The 17,713-nt window shown below is 40.2% G+C and carries 12 protein-coding genes; 3 read left to right on the top strand and 9 right to left on the bottom strand.

Going from position 1 to position 17,713, the window contains the following annotated elements:
• Window positions 1-39 precede the first annotated feature (39 nt).
• Window positions 40-639: a hypothetical protein gene (locus tag FDK13_RS06960; protein WP_137339246.1), complete on the bottom strand. Its 600-nt coding sequence runs from the start codon at window positions 637-639 to the stop codon at window positions 40-42.
• Between the two features lie 13 nt (window positions 640-652).
• Window positions 653-1,204 carry a thermonuclease family protein gene (locus tag FDK13_RS06955; protein WP_229215930.1) on the bottom strand — a complete coding sequence of 184 codons (552 nt, stop codon included), beginning with the start codon at window positions 1,202-1,204 and terminating at the stop codon, window positions 653-655.
• A gap of 116 nt (window positions 1,205-1,320) precedes the next feature.
• Here FDK13_RS06955 and FDK13_RS06950 point away from each other — a divergent pair, with 116 nt between their 5' ends.
• Window positions 1,321-1,908: a Uma2 family endonuclease gene (locus tag FDK13_RS06950; protein WP_229215929.1), complete on the top strand. Its 588-nt coding sequence runs from the start codon at window positions 1,321-1,323 to the stop codon at window positions 1,906-1,908.
• On the opposite strand, the gene FDK13_RS06945 is transcribed toward FDK13_RS06950, so the two are convergent.
• The 6 genes from FDK13_RS06945 to FDK13_RS06920 form a co-directional block, all read right to left on the bottom strand.
• The gene (locus FDK13_RS06945; RefSeq protein WP_137339244.1) at window positions 1,909-2,352 is read right to left on the bottom strand and encodes a hypothetical protein; all 444 of its coding nucleotides are present in this window, start codon (window positions 2,350-2,352) and stop codon (window positions 1,909-1,911) included.
• A 10-nt stretch (window positions 2,353-2,362) separates the two neighbouring features.
• Window positions 2,363-3,595, bottom strand: coding sequence for a sulfite oxidase (locus FDK13_RS06940; protein WP_137339243.1), 1,233 nt, complete (start codon window positions 3,593-3,595; stop codon window positions 2,363-2,365).
• A gap of 226 nt (window positions 3,596-3,821) precedes the next feature.
• Window positions 3,822-4,607: a ferritin-like domain-containing protein gene (locus tag FDK13_RS06935; RefSeq protein WP_137339242.1), complete on the bottom strand. Its 786-nt coding sequence runs from the start codon at window positions 4,605-4,607 to the stop codon at window positions 3,822-3,824.
• A gap of 30 nt (window positions 4,608-4,637) precedes the next feature.
• A complete protein-coding gene (locus FDK13_RS06930; protein WP_137339241.1) occupies window positions 4,638-5,366 on the bottom strand; it encodes a ferritin-like domain-containing protein in 729 nt (242 codons plus the stop codon).
• 219 nt (window positions 5,367-5,585) lie between these two features.
• Window positions 5,586-6,608: a T9SS type A sorting domain-containing protein gene (locus FDK13_RS06925; RefSeq protein WP_137339240.1), complete on the bottom strand. Its 1,023-nt coding sequence runs from the start codon at window positions 6,606-6,608 to the stop codon at window positions 5,586-5,588.
• Between the two features lie 18 nt (window positions 6,609-6,626).
• On the bottom strand, window positions 6,627-11,552 hold the full coding sequence (locus tag FDK13_RS06920; protein ID WP_137339239.1) for a cadherin-like domain-containing protein: 4,926 nt from the start codon (window positions 11,550-11,552) through the stop codon (window positions 6,627-6,629).
• 1,696 nt (window positions 11,553-13,248) lie between these two features.
• Between FDK13_RS06920 and FDK13_RS06915 the strand changes: the two genes are divergently transcribed.
• Window positions 13,249-13,554: a hypothetical protein gene (locus FDK13_RS06915; RefSeq protein ID WP_137339238.1), complete on the top strand. Its 306-nt coding sequence runs from the start codon at window positions 13,249-13,251 to the stop codon at window positions 13,552-13,554.
• A 126-nt stretch (window positions 13,555-13,680) separates the two neighbouring features.
• Window positions 13,681-15,042 carry a sigma-54-dependent transcriptional regulator gene (locus FDK13_RS06910; protein WP_137339237.1) on the top strand — a complete coding sequence of 454 codons (1,362 nt, stop codon included), beginning with the start codon at window positions 13,681-13,683 and terminating at the stop codon, window positions 15,040-15,042.
• On the opposite strand, the gene FDK13_RS06905 is transcribed toward FDK13_RS06910, so the two are convergent.
• Window positions 15,030-17,594, bottom strand: coding sequence for an ATP-binding protein (locus FDK13_RS06905; protein WP_137339236.1), 2,565 nt, complete (start codon window positions 17,592-17,594; stop codon window positions 15,030-15,032). The genes FDK13_RS06910 and FDK13_RS06905 overlap by 13 nt on opposite strands.
• Window positions 17,595-17,713 lie beyond the last annotated feature (119 nt).

The raw sequence follows: 17,713 nt of genomic DNA, 5'->3' as shown, positions 1-17,713 counted from the left end.
TGTGATGACTGGTTGTTTTAATAAGTAAATCGCTCAGGATTAAGTCTTTGGGAACATTTGTTTCAATGCAGTCCACAGTTTCTTTTTCAAAACGACATCGGCTTCGATAACAGCTAATGGGTCGGTCAGAAGAAACCAGATTCCCTCTACTTGTTTGGGTGTATAAGGCGGCAGAAGCAGATCAAGCCGAAGTTTAATGAGGGGAACGCCAAAAGTTATGAAGTAATTAATCCGTTTTTCGGCAAGCACATTTCTTGCGTCCGGACCTGCCAGGAAACTGAAATTAAGAATGTCGGAATTTTCGGAAGACTGGCCTACAGCTTTTAAAATATTATCCAGAAACAAAGCTTCCGAAACCAGCATTCCTTTTTGTTTGGGTTCGTCAATTAGTATTAAAACTTTATGATGAAGTGCCGGAAACCGGACAGTCGGAGCGACAGGCTTGGCGGGTTCTATATTGACTTTTACAACAGGTTGAGGTATTATTTCCCTCACCGGGGTAGCGATCGGCGTTTCAATTTTAGCAGGAATTATCTCGGGAATTACTTCTTTTTCTTCGATACGGACAATAATCTCTTCCTGTAATTGGAAAAGTGTTTCGTTTTGATATAAAATTTGAAAAAGTGCTGCTGAACCCATTTCCTGTTCTTATTTATTGAATACTCCAGATACCCAATTTTTTCTTTTGTGCGTCAATTTCCAGATTGGCATATTCTATGCTGTTTGAATATTTTTTGAAGTGAATAGCCAATCCTTTTTTTACAAGTTCTTTATTTAATACAGATCCGTTTGGTAAAATAACTTCACCCAAAAGGCGACCGTAACGGTCAAATTCTCCTGTATGTTTTATCGTTACAATCTTGCGAAAACACCGTTCGGAAGTATATTGTTTTGCTATTTTGTAAAATGGTTTTCCTCTTTCAGGAGAATTAATATGCAAAAAACGAATTCTTACCGGTTTGCCCTGGCGAAATCCTGCCTTTTTTCCATCAAAAATAAATTTCAGTTCAATCGTGTCTCCATCCTGGATTCCTATTACCTCAGCTTTTAACGGATTTGGTAAGTTACTGGATTTAGGAATGTCCTGTTTTTCTCTTTCCGTCAGATATTCTTTCTTTTGAAAAGATAATAAGCCAGGCAATAAAAGGATGGCAATCAGGTAATGTATTAGTACTCGGGATGTTGTTACTTTAAAGAAGCGCACGCGTAAATAATAATAATAAGTTTAAAGCTTAAAGGTAAGCAATACTTTGTGATCGGAGACTTTATCTTATTTGTTTTATCTTTGAGTAAATGCATTTAAACTTCAACGCACAGCTTATGACAATTGACCAACTGGATCCTGCCGGCACTTATACGTATGCAGATTATCTTCAATGGACATTTGAGGAGCGTTTGGAAATTATAAAAGGAAAGATTTTTAAGATGTCTCCTGCACCGGCTAGAAGACATCAGAAAATTTCATTTCAAATTAGTAACGGGATTTATAATTATTTAAAAGGTAAAAGTTGTGAAGCGTACACCGCTCCGTTCGACGTGCGCCTTACACCATTAAAAAGAAATGCAAAACCTGATCAGGTTTACACAGTTGTTCAGCCAGATATCTCAGTAATCTGCGATTTAGATAAACTGGATGACCAAGGCTGTATCGGGGCACCTGAATTAATTATTGAAATTCTTTCTCCCGGAAATTCCAAAAAGGAGATGAAAGACAAATTCGAAGTTTATCAGGAAAATGGTGTTAAAGAATATTGGCTCGTCGATTCAACTGAAAAAGCAATTTTTGTTTATGTGCTCAACGAATCTGGTATTTTTATTGGTTTAAAACCATTAATTGATGAGGAAATCGTCACCTCTTCGGTTTTACCAGGATTTGAAATGTTGGTAGGTGAAATTTTTGCTGAGTAACTAATTTAATTTTAAATCGTACCACTGGATACCTTTCAGCGGAGCACGGCGCGAAACCATTTGAATCGGTGCATAATTCTTTTCAAGATAATCCAGTACCTGTTTTTCAGTATCGCCCAATTCCCACAAATTATGATTCGCCTGCATCCAGCGAATCTTTTGTTTCCATCCGTCTCGTGTAAAATGATTCGCCATAATCAGTTTTGTAGAATGACAACCCGTACACTGAGCTTTCACCATGTACAAGTTTTCATCTACGATCAATCCTGTTTCAGGATCTTTTTTTGTTGTATCTGAAAGTGCAGCATGGGAAAGAGGCTTAATGTTTTTCTTCAAACTTACATTATAAGAATTCTGCGCTTCTCTGCGAAAAGAGCTTAGTGTTATTCCCAACACGAGAAAAATGATAAACGTTATTTTTATTTGATTGGATGAATTTTTCATAATCTGATGCTTAGCCTACTTTCACAGCAATTCTTTCACAGGCATTGTTAAGATAGCCACCCGGATTCCAGGAAGGAATTACCATGGGTTGAGCAACGCCGGCATCGTCCGTAGCTTTTACCCATACTTCATAATATCCTTTCACAGGAAATTTAATACTGGTATTCCAATGCTGCCAGGCCAGGCGATTAACTGGCGCTTCAAGTTTACAACTTTGCCAGGTAGCTCCAAAATCTATTGAAACTTCTATTTTCTTAACGGATTTATCACCAGCCCAGGCATGTCCTCGCAACGGTAAAATTTCCCCGGACGTAATGACAGCTCCTGTTTTTGGAAAAGTAATGATTGACTTAACCGGCATGGATTCGATGATCCTGAAAAATTCATCGGTTGTAGGAAGTTCAGTTCCGGGCGCGACAGGATTTTTCGGCATTTTATAACTATGCCCTTCCATTTTAGCACCATCATGCACTTTATTGCGAACAGAAATCCGGCTCAGCCATTTCCCTGAAACGGAGGCCGGCCATCCACCGATCACCAAACGTAAAGGATAACCGTGAAATTCAGGGATATCTTTTCCATTTAATTGCCAGGCGATTAAAGTTTCATCCTCCATGGCCTTTGCGATAGGTACCCCTCTTGAAATAGCTTCTTTTTTGGGATCCCGGCTCAAATGCAGATCCTTACCGTGATAGCCGATATAAACAGCGTCACTTTTAATGCCAACATCTTTTAAGATATCTTTCAATTTTACGCCCGTCCATTCTGCACAGTGCACCGCGCCTTGTCCCCATTGATTGCCTGATGCGGCTGGGTAGTAGCCGGAGCGCCCGTTTCCACCGCATTCCAATGTAAGCTGGTAAGTATAATGTTTGAATTTCTTTTTTAATTCTTCAAAAGTGTAAGTTTTTGGAGCAGCAACCGATTCTCCGTCAATTGTTAAAGTCCAGTCTTTAATGTCAATGGTTTCCGGAATCAGTCCGTTATTCCGGATAAACATTTTATCAACCGGAGTTACCCGGTCGTCCAGTAAATTAAGTGGAGATTCCACATTCCAGGGTTTGTCACCCTGAACGATCATATCTGTATTTTTGCCTTTTAAAGCATCTTTTTCTCCAAATGCAATGGGCAGGTATTTTCTGGGTAATTTGTCGGCAAAAACGATTTCACTGCCCAAAGTAGTTGCTATGGCGGCAAGACTGGTTTTTTTCAGGAAACCGCGTCTGTTAAAATATGACTTCATAGAATCGGATACTAACTATAAAAATTATAAGGTCAATTTAAAACAAAGCTCGTCAGGAAAAGTCATTAAACCTTTAAACTTACTCAAAAAAAGGCCATCCTACCTAAGGACGGCCTTCTAACGTTTCAAGAAAAATAGCGTGTTTCACTGATTTTGAACTTCCACTCTCACTAATCGTGCATGTATATGTTCAACAGGAATGGGGTTTTCGTATTACTTTTAAATGTTATAAGAAAAGGCCTGCAATGGCAAGAACCTGATCTTTTGTAAGTGGTTCGTCAAATGCCTCAGTAATGGCAGCATCCGATTTTCCTGCAAGTCCTGTCAAGTTAACACCACCTTGGGTTTTGTTATCATCTCCTGCATATACTGCTGCCGGTGCGCCTGCTGCATTGGTAATCCATGATTTTATTGCTGCGTTACCCGTAGCAGCACCGAGCAGTTTGCGGACAATCGATGCATGTCTTGCTTCAACGGAATGTACCTGCAAAGCATATTGCAACAAATCAGGATCGGCCATTAAACCACCGGCCTGGCCTTTGTATGCTCTTACACCGGTATCTTCCAAAGCGTGTGAAACGGTAAGGAATGTGTTATAATCAGTGAAAACGGTTGCGAAAGCACCTTTTCCTGTAAAATCAAAAGTTGGTTTGGCTACTGCTTTTGCACCTAACGCTCCTTTAAGAAAAGCAACGTGCTGTGTTTCGTGTTTACCAATTTGAGTGAAAATTGCTTTGTCAGTAGAAGGAATCAAACCAGCCGCAGCATTTGCAGTTTGGTAAAAACCATCTTCCAGATATTCAAGTGTCAAAGCAAAATTTAAGATATCAATTGCACCGGCAGATTGTGCATAAGCTTTGTTAACGATTGAAGCAAAAGCGGTAGGAACGGCTACTGCTGCAATTTTGCTGCCAATTTTGCTCATAAAATGACGGCGTGTAGCATGTTCCAAGCGGCCCATTGCATCACCATCTATTTTTTGAATTTCATCTAATATTTTGAAAATGTCCATATCGGTCAAAAGTTGAAGTCTGTTGGGGAATTATTTAGGTAAGTTAGCTCCGCTGATCTTGGTTTTTACGTAGGGCTGAACAGCAGCAAGAATAGTTGCCGAGGCAGTCGCTTTGTCTAAACCATTTGAATCGATCTGCGTATCACTTGCGAAATCGGCTGTTTTTGGTGTTAGCAAATCGCTGATCGCAGCTGCATGACGGGCTTCAACCGAAACAATTTTTCCAGCCAAAAGAAGATAATCTGCTGATTTAATAAATTTACCAGCTCCGTTATAGGCCGCAACTCCGGTATCTTCAAAAAGTTTTGCTGCTCCAAGAACTGCGGCGCGGCTTGTGAAATCTATTTTTGAAAAATCTACTTCAAGTCCAGGGATAATCTGTGTAGGGGCGGCAGCTGTAAGAGCGGCTTTGAAAAATTCTCTGTGAATAACTTCGTGATCGCGGATATCTGTTAAAATGGTAGTCTCCGCAGCAGTGATTCCTGTATATGGAGTTTTTACAACTTGTTCGTAAAATGCGGCTTCCAATTGTTCAAGAGCGTAAGCGTAGTTAAGAATTCCTACATCACCTGAACCTAAATCAACAGTAGTTCCGTCAACGGGAGTGATCGTGTCATCATCGTCATTTTTACAAGCTCCGATTGCAAGTGTGCCAACTGCCGTTGCAACACCTGCTGAACGCAAGAATAGTCGTCTGTTCAGAACTGATTTCTGGCCGTCCTTTTCAGAATCATTTGGTGAAATTTTATTTTTGATCATAGCAATTAAAGGTTACGATTTCCTTTCGCCCGTCGAAAAGATTATTTGAAAAACCTACGCCTGTAATTTGTCTTTAGATCAATCCATAGTGAAAAAGGTATAATTAATTTACTATTTATCATGTTTCTATTTTGTGATCAGCAGTTACTACTGCACACAAAAAAGCCTCTGGAATAAATCCAGAGGCTTTTTGCATTCATTAAATTGTTCTTCCGTAGTTTATTGTTTGATAACTTTGTGGGAAATCACAGCTCCGCTTTTGCTTACCATTTGAACAATGTAGAGACCTGCCGAGAGGTTTTGAACGTTGATTTCGCTGCTAGGCGTAGCGGACGATTGATATACAGTTCTACCATTTGCATCAAAGATTTTGACGTTTTTCACCAGGCTGAAATCATCTGTTTTAATGATCAGTTTTTCAGCAACCGGATTAGGATAGAAAGAGGTTGCAAGATCTGATGCAAAGGTCAAAGACTGGATTCTGCTGTAAGCAAAAGTCGCATCCCTATCAATCATTTTCAGACGGTACAGGTTTTCTCCGTTCAGCGGTTTGGCATCTGAAAAAGTGTAATTTTTTAGCGTAGTACTTTCGCCATTGGATTTCTGTGTTCCGATCAAATCCCAGTTTTTGCCATTTTGGCTTCTTTCGATTTCAAAACGGTCACTGTTAGTCTCCGCCGTCGTTGTCCATTTCAATTGAGCGATTGAGCCCTCTTTTGTGGCGGTGAAGGAGGTTAGGGTGACTGGGAGGGCGGTTTGGATTGAGGCATTGTCGTCAGAAGTGGGCTGACTCTGCGACTGAGCAATAGCGTTTGGCTGAATGTTAACGTTGGCTGAAATAGGTGTAGCAACTGCTGTCACAGCAACACTGATCAAAGCAAGTGTTGAAGTAGGAATAGCTACATTTAACTTTTGGAGACCAGTGTAAGTCTTGGTGCCTGCGTCATACGTTATATCGAAATAAGTAAGGATTTCTCCAGACACTGATGATACGCCATCAACGTTTGTAGGTACCACTCCGCTACTTAGTCCTAATGTAAATCCCATCCGTTGCGTAGGACCTGTGCCAGGAATTGATAAACCGGCTGTCCCGATATTAAATGAAAAGGTTGCAGTGCTGCCAACAACCGCTGGGCTGGGAGTAACCGTAGGATTTGTTACGGCCGGATTTTGCTGAGCAAAAAGTGAGGCGCTCAGTGCCGTACAAATCAAAATGATAAGTGCTGTTAACTTCGTTCTCATAGTCAGAAATGATTTAAATTATAGATTTTTAAAAAAAACAATTGACTCAGAATCACTATTATTTAAGTCATTGATTTCACCACCACTTCCTGAGTCAATGAAGGAAGTAATATTAAGCACGCCGGAAGAAGAGCCAGGAGTAATTGTACCTTGTAGTCCAAAAGATCTTAGGTCTGAATCTCCAATAACAGCCGACGTTTTTAGTATGTAGAAAGATGAATTAGAACTGCCATCGAATGTCCAAACGCTATTTTGAACCGCTTTTCCTCCAACAGATATTGCTGTTGCACTGAATGTTAAGTTGATAAGTTGGTTTTTGGCAACATAAACCGTTATCACACTTCCATTAGTAATAGCGCTAACCTGCGGTACATTATAGATATCCGCCACTACACTTACACTAGTTTCACCAGTTGTTGATAATGGAGATGCCGTTAATATTGTTACCAAATCAGGCACCGCTCTTACCAAAATATGAAGTGTTGCAGTTTTACAGCCCGATACACCATCACAAACTTCGTATATAAAGGTGGCAGGACCTGTGTAACCATTTACTGGAGTAAAAGTATAGCTTCCGTCTTGTGCCAGTACTAATGTTCCAACATTCGCAATGGTCGTATTTTGAGCAGTAGCTGTCAAAGTATTTCCATCAGGATCTTTATCATTTGCTAAAACTCCGTTCGCGGCAGATACTGTCAAAGTTGTGTTTAAAGGCGTACTCGCATAATCATCCGAAGCAATCAGAGAATTAGGTGCATTAGGCGTAAGTACCGTGATCACCACATTTGTGCTTCTGCATATGCCGGAAGGAGATTCGCAAAGATTGTAAGTCACGATATCCTCACCATAGAAACCAGCCGCTGGAGTGTAAACCATATTTCCACTTCCATCAATGGATGCAGTACCATGTGCAGGTTGTGTTGGAATCGTTGGCGTTCCAAGTGTTCCTCCCAAATTACCAGGACCGTCGTTAGCCTTAATATTAATGGTAACGGGTGTAGGTGTTGTATCACTACCTTTTACAGATGCAACATCAGGATTAACAACCGGTGGATTGGTATTTACGTTTGGATCAAGTACAGTTATGGTAAGGGTTTCCGTTCCACAGCCTGTTGTCTGTCCTTGCGGGCAAACCGGCACTTCGAATTTGTATGTTCCGGGTAATGGCGATGTGAAAGTATAAGTACCATCGCTGTTTACAGTTGGAATATTAGTATTTGGATTTCCTGCATCCGCAACCGGTGTTCCATAAGTAGTGCCTGTTGGTACATTATCATTTGTACTAACATTTCCTACGGCAGGGATACCTGGATTGGTTACTGCAAAATCGGGATTTGTATCAAGCACTGGTGTTTTCACTAAAACATGCAGCGTAGCAGTAGCACAAGCCGAAGGTGTTCCGTTATCACAAGTGGTGTAAATAAAGTCAACCGGGCCGGTGGCGCCAGATGCAGGGACGAAGGTGAAGCTTCCGTCAGCCAGCAAAGTAAAGACGCCTTTTGCATTGGTAATACTTTGCGGCGTTACGGTATGCGTATTTCCTTCCGGATCTGTATCATTTGTTGAAACGTTTCCAGTTGCAGTAATTCCCGCAGCAGTACTCACGTAATCGTCGGCAGCAGAAGTTGTATTTGTTGCACCTGGCTGTTTTACTGTAACATACACTGTGGCAGTTGCACAAAGATTGAGGCCAGGCGTTTCGCATACCGTGTATGTAAACATATCCTCTCCATAATAACCGGCAGTTGGTGTGTAAACAACATTTCCTCCAACCACTGAAACCGTTCCATGCGCTGGCGTAGTAGGTGTCGGATCACCAAGTGTTCCGCCTGTATTTCCCGGACCGTCATTTGCTTTCACATTAATTGTAACTGAAGCCGGAGTCGTAGGGTCACCGGTTACAGCAGCGATATCCGTGTTAGCAACTGGTTTGTTTGTCGTTTTGGTAGGATCAGTTACGGTAATAACCAAAGGAACAGACGTACAGCCAAGATCAGGAACACAAACCGGAACCTGATATGTGTAAACACCAACCGCAATAGGAGTAAACGTATATGTTCCGTCAGGATTCAAGGTAAAGATTGCTCCTGCAGGATTACCGGCATCAGCAGTTGCTGTTGGTCCGTAAGTTGTTCCTGTTGGTACTTTATCATTTGTGCTTACGTTACCAGGAACCGGTACATTGATCTGAGTTACGTTGAAGTCAGGGTTTCTGACAACATTACAACTTAGTGCGCCACCGCTTATAGTACCTCTTGTATCAACAAATGCTCCGTAAACATTTACAACATTGATGACACTTGCCAATGCTGCAAAACTTATTCTGATTTCATCAAATGGTTTTGTGGTAACAAAGCTCGGGTTGATTACAGCACCTGTTCCAACCGTTACAATATTGAGCAGGTTAAGGTTAAGCAGAGCGCTGCCCGCCTTTGTTTCCTGCAACACGCCATCGTTATAGGTTTGAACCGTAATGGAGTTAAGAAGATCCAGCTCAACAAGGTTGTTTACGTTTCTGATCGTAAAGCCGGCTGTGGTTCCTGCCGGATAAGTAGAAATCGGGTCGACAACAGAAATTGAAGCACTGGCACCAACATTTGCAACCACTGAAACTTGTGCAAAATCAGTTTTTGACGCAGAGATAACATTCCAAGCATCTTGTACATTACATAAAGCACAAACTGCACCTGCAACACCTGTTCTGGCAGAATTAATTACTACCGGAAAATCGGGCTGTGTAAGAAGGAAGCTGTTATTACAAGCAATTGTTCCCTGGCACAACTTATCAAAAATGGCACCGTAGATTTTTATATTACCAAGATTCGCACCTGCCAGCTGATTGAAAGAGATTTTGACTTCATCATAAGGCACCGTTGCAACAAGTCCTACGATCTGGCGGCTTGTACCGGTTAGCAAAGAGGAGGCAGCGCCAACGATCAGGGCATCTCCGGTTCCAGTTTGAACCAGTGCACCATTGTTGTAAAGTGAAATCGTGGCATTGCTTAATGCTCCTGCTGACAATAACGTTGTTGTTTCAACATCAAAACCTGCAAAAGATGTAGCAGCGTAAGTTTCCAAAGCATTAGCTACGGCAAAACTTCCCGAACTAGCGGCACCGACAGCCATAATAATCGTCGCAGCATTGGTAGGATCACTGTCAATAACATTTTCAGGATTATTAACCGTACATGCAACGCAGGCAATAGAAGTAATACCTGTATTTTTTCCATCAACAAAAACAGGAAAACCGGGATTCGTTACGCTCGTCAATGTATTACAAACAAGCTGATCTGCAACGCAGAATCTTGTGAAGACTGCCCCGAAAACCTGAGTAGTTCCAAGGTTTACACCAACTGTTTGGCTAACTGTCAATTGAACTTCATTGAAAGGCAGTGAAGTGAGGAATCCAACAACCTGTCTGCCTGTTCCGCTTAACAAAGGAACAGAAGCTCCGGCAGTACTTCCATTTTCAAAGAAATCGCCGGTTGGGACACCGTTAAGATAAGTAGAAATACGCAACCCGCCAAGTACAGAAAGACCAGCTAAGGCGGGGCTGTTGATATCAAATCCGGCGAATGTACCGGCTGGGTAAGTGGTTACGGCATCCTTAATAGAAATACTTCCTGAACCGCCTACACCAACCGTTAAGGCAATTTCGGCATAAGTGGCCGGATCGGTATCAATTGCATTTTCTGAATTATTTACAGATCCAACTGAAATTCCTGATATCCCGGTATTAGGTCCGTTAATGACAACGGGATAATTCCCGAATCCGCTTGTCAAATGTGTTGGTGTATTACAAACCAGTGTCGGGCCTGCGCAGAATGTTTCAAATACGGCGCCGTAAATTCTTGTTGTTCCAAGACTTGCACCAGTAAGTGTCAGCGTAATTTTTACTTCGTCAAATTCTTTTGTTGTTATAAAACCAATCTTTTGACGTGTATTTGATCCAAGAAGAGAAGTAGAAAGTGATATTAAACCATTCCCCGAGAAACTTTCTTCAGCAGTAGTATTCCCGTCCTTATATGTTGAAATGGTCAACCCGCCCAATACATTTGCCTGAAGCAAAGCAGTATTTTGAATATCAAAACCAGCATAAGTTCCGGCAGGGTAATTTGTTTTGGGATCTGCCACCGAAAGGCTTGCATTTCCACCAACACTTAGTAAAAATGCTAACTCAGCATAAGAAGCTGGATCGTTGTCTACTGCATTGATTGCATTATTTACAGATCCAATAGATATTCCTGATACTCCGGTATTCGCAGCATTAATAATTGCTGGAAAAGCTGGCGCGGCCAAAGATGTAGGTGTGTTGCATACCAGTGCAGTAGATGTAGCTGCACACAACTTTTCAACTATTGGATAGTAAACGTCTACTGAACCAAGTATTAGACCATCATAGGAAAACCGTATCCGGTCAAAAGTTTTAGTTGTGTAAAATCCTAATTTTGAAATTCCGGTAGTTATCCCGCCGGAAAGAAGATCGGTACCTGATTTACTATCCTGCTCAGTATTACCAAGATAAGTGGTTATTGTAGCTGTCCCTAATATGGATGACAATGCTCCCTCGTTCACTGCAAATCCTGCAAATGAGCCGATTGGGTACACGTTGGTTGTAGTCGCGTTATTGTCTTTTACCTGTATCCAGGCGGATCCCCCAATTATAAAACCAAAATGCGACGAATTGGTGAGATCGGCATCAGTAATGTTGCCTTTATTCGAAAATTGGTCTGATTGTACAATTATACCTGTCTGACTGGATGTCACAGTCAAACTGTTAAATGCGGAGCTTGTAATCGGCATGAAAGTATTACAAGTTGCGCTGCTTGCTTGTGCAATGGCATCTATTGACAGCATTACAGAGGTAAACCCTAGTAAAACGGCAAAAAAGCAGGCATAAGCCCTGCTTCTCGCGAAAGCGGTTGAATTTAAAAAAGATTTCATGGTTTCTATATTAGGAGGTTTAAGGGACTTGGACCAGTTGACTTTGATGGATTATCTGAAAGAAATGATCAAATGACGTGAGCCTGAGCTTACCCGCTGCCGGATATAAAGAAACCGATTTAATTTCGGGTGAATGGTGACGAAGTGATACACTGGTGGCCCAGTGTATTATCTTTCTTCGCATGTGGAAGATAGAAGTGTTCATAACGGTATTATTATAGTGAGAAATATTTAGTAAAAGCGCATTGTATTAAATTGGGCACAATTCTGACTTTCAGGTTAAACATGTGTTTGAACCTGTTACATAAAAGCTGCCGACAGCGAAGTTTAGAGCAAACTTATGGGGGGTGAGCAACAATGAAAATATGAGTATGCCAAGAGAGCTATGCTCGGATATTTATCATATTTTCCGCGACTGTTAAGACGAGGGGATAGTAGTGATGTGCATTTCATATTGTGTACTATATATGGTGAGAAATATGTTATCCGGTATTAATAGAATTGGAACAGACATTAAATGTCTCTCAAATCAACTTATAGCAACTATTCCAAAGATCATGTATATCTTCAAAAAGGTTCAACTGTCACTAACTGACAGTTGAACCTTTTTGAAGATATATGTTATTTTTTCCTATCCTTCGTTTTTTAAATTTAGTACCTTTTAATCATTGTGGAGTTCCGGCCCTGATTGATTTCAGACCAAATCGTAAGCCAGCAAGTTGTAAGCTTATACCGGCATTTTATGTGGGTAAGGTTACTACAACGGCTCATAATCGGATTGATATTTTTAAGCCATTACTTTTTAATATAGGGTAATATTTTCATTGTATCACTTTTCAATTAAATCACTGATTAGGAATATCAAACTAGTGTCATTCCGCTAAGTACTTTATTCTATCATAAACATAGTAAAATTTCTACAATAAACTAACACAAATTTAGATTTTTTTACTGAAAAAATATTTAGCGGTAAAGTAAGATGCAGGGATATGAAAAAAAAACTTAAATATTGAAGAATTTCTGGATAGCTGGTAAGTCGGTCCGGGAAGTGGAATGCAGTCAAAAATTTCATTTCCTTACTGGCGGAAAAATTAAAGTTTGATCCAAAGAAATCGTGTTTTGCAAAAAAAACATCAAAAACAAAAGCACAGCATAGATTATACCGAACTTTTGTCTTTGATGCCAGTGCCGAAAACGTAAAGATTTTTAATATAACGTTGAGTAAAAGTTTGTGTAATATTTTTTAAAATTTAATGGTTCAAAATTCTATAGTGACTCTGTTAAAAGGAAGTCAAATATTTATTTGCGAAAAAAGTAATATTTGTTCTACAAAGACGTTGTAAAATAATTCGCTGTAAATATATAAAAATATTTGTGATAATATAAATGCCCGGAACAAAAAATATAATTTTTTTTTGTTCGCAAAATCGTCATTGCCGTTAATAAAGGATTGTTATGATATGGAGACTTTGTAAAATATCAATTTTATTTTATAATTTCTCGCTTGATTACTACTTGTTGTTATGATCTGTTATATTAATAGTGTTAAATTTTTTTGTAACTAATTTATATACAATCATTTATAAATATATTTCGATATTTTCATGTATTTTGTAAACATGCTGTGCACCGGTATTGATTTATTATTAAAAAAGATCGCTTAAAAATTAATTTGTCAAACGAAATTAAAGAGATCATGAAAAAACTAATAATGGCGACCATGGCTTTATCAATGGGATTTCTAATTTCTTCATCGTTTTCTAATGCCTTTGCTAATACCGGCGTAGAAGTTTTAGTACAAGATAAAATGTCGGTAAAGCCTGAAGATTTACCCGAGCCGGTTAAATCCTCACTCTCGGCCGGTGCCTATGCCGGTTGGGATATTACTGAAGCATTTCTCATTACCAAACCGGATAAGACTCAGTTTTTCGAGATTATTGTAAAAAAGGGAAGTGAAATGTCAAAAATTAATCTGGATAAAGACGGCAGGAAGGTTGAATAGACGTTTTAAGAAAGAAAACGCCAAAAAGCAGGACATTCTCCGGCTTTTTGGCGTTTATTTTTGCAATTTTGCATTTCCTCAAATCGTTAGATAAAGAAATTTTTAATATTTAATCCATTTTGCCTTATGGCTCACTTGCTCCTTGTTGAAGACGATACTACATTCTCTAAACTGCTAAGTAATTTTCTTGGCAAGCATGGCCATGAAGTGCAGGTTTGCTCAACAATAACGGGAGCGAAGGAAGCAATACGTTCAAGTGCTCCTGATGAATATGCAGTACTGATGCTGGATTATCGACTACCTGACGGAAACTCCCTGGATCTTTTGAAATTGCTTAGAGAGGAAGGAAACCGAACGCCAGCTCTTATCATGACCAGTTTTAACGATATAAGGACAGCGGTAACGGCGATGCAGAGCGGCGCTTTTGATTACATTACCAAACCTGTCAATCCGGAAGAATTGTTAATGGTTTTGAAAGAGGCACTTAACAGGAAAGAAACGGTTTCTGTAAAGACCACCAAAAAACCGGAAAAGCAGTCGCTCGATTTTATTGAAGGAAACAGTAAGATTTCAAAACAGCTTTATGAGTATGTCAGGCTGGTGGCACCTACGGATATGTCGGTGATTATTCAGGGCGAAAGTGGTACTGGAAAGGAGCATGTTGCGAAATCTATTCACCGTTTGAGTAAGCGTAGCGATGGTCCGTTTGTAGCCATAGATTGTGGTTCTCTATCAAAAGATCTGGCTGCCAGCGAACTTTTTGGACATAAAAAAGGCGCTTTTACAGGAGCATTGCAAGATAAAATCGGCCAGTTTGAAGCAGCTGACGGAGGCACATTATTTTTGGATGAAATCGGGAATCTTGGTTATGATGTACAAATAAAATTGCTTCGCGCTTTGCAGGAAAGAATCGTAGTACCCATTGGAAGTACAAATCCTGTGAAAGTGGATGTGCGGTTAATTGCTGCTACGAATGAAGATCTGATGGTTATTTCTCAGACCGGCGATTTCAGGGAAGACCTCTATCATCGTTTGAACGAGTTTAAAATTCAGGTACCCGCACTTCGTGAAAGAGGTGAGGATCTTGCCGTTTTTATTCAGCATTTTGTTGATAAAGCCAATGAAGAGTTAGGGAAAAATATCCGTGAGATATCTAAAGAAGTGTTGGATATTTTCCAGAAATATGATTGGCCGGGTAACCTTCGCGAGCTCAATAATGTGATAAAAAGACTTGTACTTTTGTCGAAAGATGAGATTGCGGATCTGAAAGCATTACCACAGGAAATGATTACGTCGATGGAAGCAGTGCCTGCTCCGGTAAAATTACCAGGAGGCTCAGACCTGAAATTGTTGCAGGAAACGCACGAAAAGGAAATGATTGAAAAAGTTTTGCAGGATGTTCGTTACAATAAAAGTAAGGCAGCCAAACTTCTTAACATTGACCGAAAAACGCTTTATTATAAAATTGAAAAGTATCAGATCGAGTAAGAAAGGATTTTCTCATCAATTTGTTCAATTAATAAATCAGCCTCTGTAACTGTTTCATTCAGTTCGGAGGCTGAAAAGTTTTCAGGGTTTTCTCTAAGTGAAATTTCGATTTTCCTGAATTGGACAGAGATTTCCGATGCTCCGATCTGTCCGATCCGGCCCGATAAACGATGTGCTATTTCGGTAATGTTTTCAATGTTGTCACTGGAAATTGAATCTTTCAATTCCGTTAGATCATTTCGGGTATCTTTTACGAACTGTTCCAGAATTTCTTTTAGCAATGTTTCGTCGCCAAAAGTCATTTCTTCCAACACACTTAAATCGGGTGCACTTGACAATTTTTCGGAGTTTACAACAGGTGGGCTGATAGGAATTTGTATAGGCTGATTATCTGAATTTGCCTGTAACAAATCCAGAATTTCATTGGAATGGAACGGCTTCATCAAAATTCCGTCAAATCCCATTTCAAGAAGTTTACTCTGTTCTTCGGGCAAGGCCTGTGCAGTCAAAACATAAATTTTTACTGATTTGGAAGCTACTTTTCTCAAACGCTGGCACAGTTCGGCTCCGTTGAGGCCGGGCATACGCATATCCGTTAGCACAACGGTAACATCTTCATCCCATTTTCTTTCGAGCACTTCCTCGGCAGAAGAGAAACATTCGTGCGCGACATGATGTGTTTCCAAAACCGAGGCGCACCATTTTAAAATGAATGCATCGTCATCAACAAGCCACACTTTACCTGTTATATTGTACTTTTTTTCCAGTGATTGATCGGTAATTCCTGTCGGTGTTTCTCCTTTTGGAAAATCCGTATTAACGGTAAATGTCGTTCCTTTATTTGGGGTACTGTTTACTTCAATGGTTCCACCCATGGCATCAACCAATGCTTTTACAATACTCAATCCCAAACCGGTTCCTCCAAAACGGCGTGCGATGGAAGGATCTGCCTGTTCAAACTGATTGAAAACACGGTTCGCCTGTTCTTTTGACAATCCGATTCCGGTATCTTCCACTTCAAATTTTACAGCAATATTAGTTTTTATTTCAGTGTGTGTTACCCGTAAAGTCACTTGGCCTTTTTCGGTAAATTTGATAGCGTTTGTCAACAAATTATATAAGATCTGGCGAAGCCTGAAGGGATCTCCTTTTAAATATACATCGCCACCCAGTGTATTTTCCAAAGATAAAATCAGCGATTTGGAAGTGGCCGTTGGGCTCAACATTTTTACAACTTCATTTAGCAATGGCGTTATGGCAAAAGTTCGCTCTTCAAAGGTGAACTGATCTGAAATAATCCGGCTGTAATCCAGCACTTCATTGACCAGATACAACAAATGTTCGGATGCCGAGTGAAGTGTTTCGAGATCTTCCTTTTTTGGTTTTTCTTCTTTTTTTAATGCTTCCGCATAACCAATAATGGATTGCAGCGGAGTTCTTATTTCATGGCTCATGTTAGACAAAAACCGCTGTTTTGCCATGCTGTGATATTCAGCTTCTTCTTTTGCTTCTTCCAGGGCGTAGCGGTATTTGCTGCTTCTGGTTATATCTGTAAAAATAAAATAAGCCAGCAAAGCAGTAAGGAAGAAAAAGCCGATCATAATGTATTCGATCTGGTTGATGCTTTCTCCTACCATATTTTGGGTTTGCAGGCCATCTGTACTGGCCTGTCGAACAATCTCGCCCTCTACTTCCTGCATTACATTTCGTAATTGTCCGACGAGTTCATTTCCAGCGGTCGTCAATTCATGTTCGCGGTTCACAAAACTATTAGTCCGTGCGCGTTGCGATTTTTCAATAGCCTGCACCGCAACACCAACTTGTTCATAGGTGCTGTCTTCCCGCGCCACGGTCAGCGTATCAATATGTGAAGTAACTTCTTCTTTTCTGACCACTTTTGGCATAGCGACCGGTGGAGCAGTTTTGACTTTTTTATTACCAAAAACCCTGTTAAAAAATCCTTTTTTCTCTTCTTCGGGGGCTGTGGAAACGACAGGTTCTGTGTAAACTGTTGTTGTAGTCGTTCTTCTTTCGGTAGTAATTACAGTGCTGTCCGGTTTCTTTCTTTTTTTGGTGGTAATCAGGCCGGAGATGCTGTGTACCTCTTCTGAAAGTGCTTTATTGTTAACAAGCTTGGACCGAACCCTGACATAGTCGCTATAAATACTGTCGCGGGCAATGAGAATACTTTTCATCGAGTCAATCCGCGTTACCTGCAACGGCGTATCCCTGCAAAAGAAACTCAGTGTATCCAGCGTACTGATGAGTTGTGCAGACTGACTCAGAAATTGCTGTTTGACAGAATCTTCTTTTTCAGGAAGTGGTCTTGCGTTTTGCAATTGATCCAGTAAAAGAATGTCCTTGAAAACCTTATTTACGATTCGTAATTTTTCACTGGGGGTGGAAAGAATTTCCAGCTTTTCCAGCATATTTTCGAAAGCGATTTTACTAACAACCCATGAAGATCCCAATGCAATAGCGGCCACGAAAAACCCCAGCAGCACCTTGCCTTTTACAGACTTTGTAAATGATCTGTTTCTTTTTGAAGACATTATAAATTTATCATCGTACCTGTTAGTAACGCAATTTTGCAAAAAAAACGTTTAGTTTTCCAAAGAATGCATTTCTGGTCAATTTTAGAGAATCAGGTTTTCGTTTTTTATAACAAAAA

Origin of the sequence: Dyadobacter frigoris (assembly GCF_005280585.1) — a bacterium.
Lineage (GTDB): Bacteria > Bacteroidota > Bacteroidia > Cytophagales > Spirosomataceae > Dyadobacter > Dyadobacter frigoris.
Note: the sequence above shows the minus strand (reverse complement) of the source record. Positions and strands in the feature narration are given on the sequence as shown.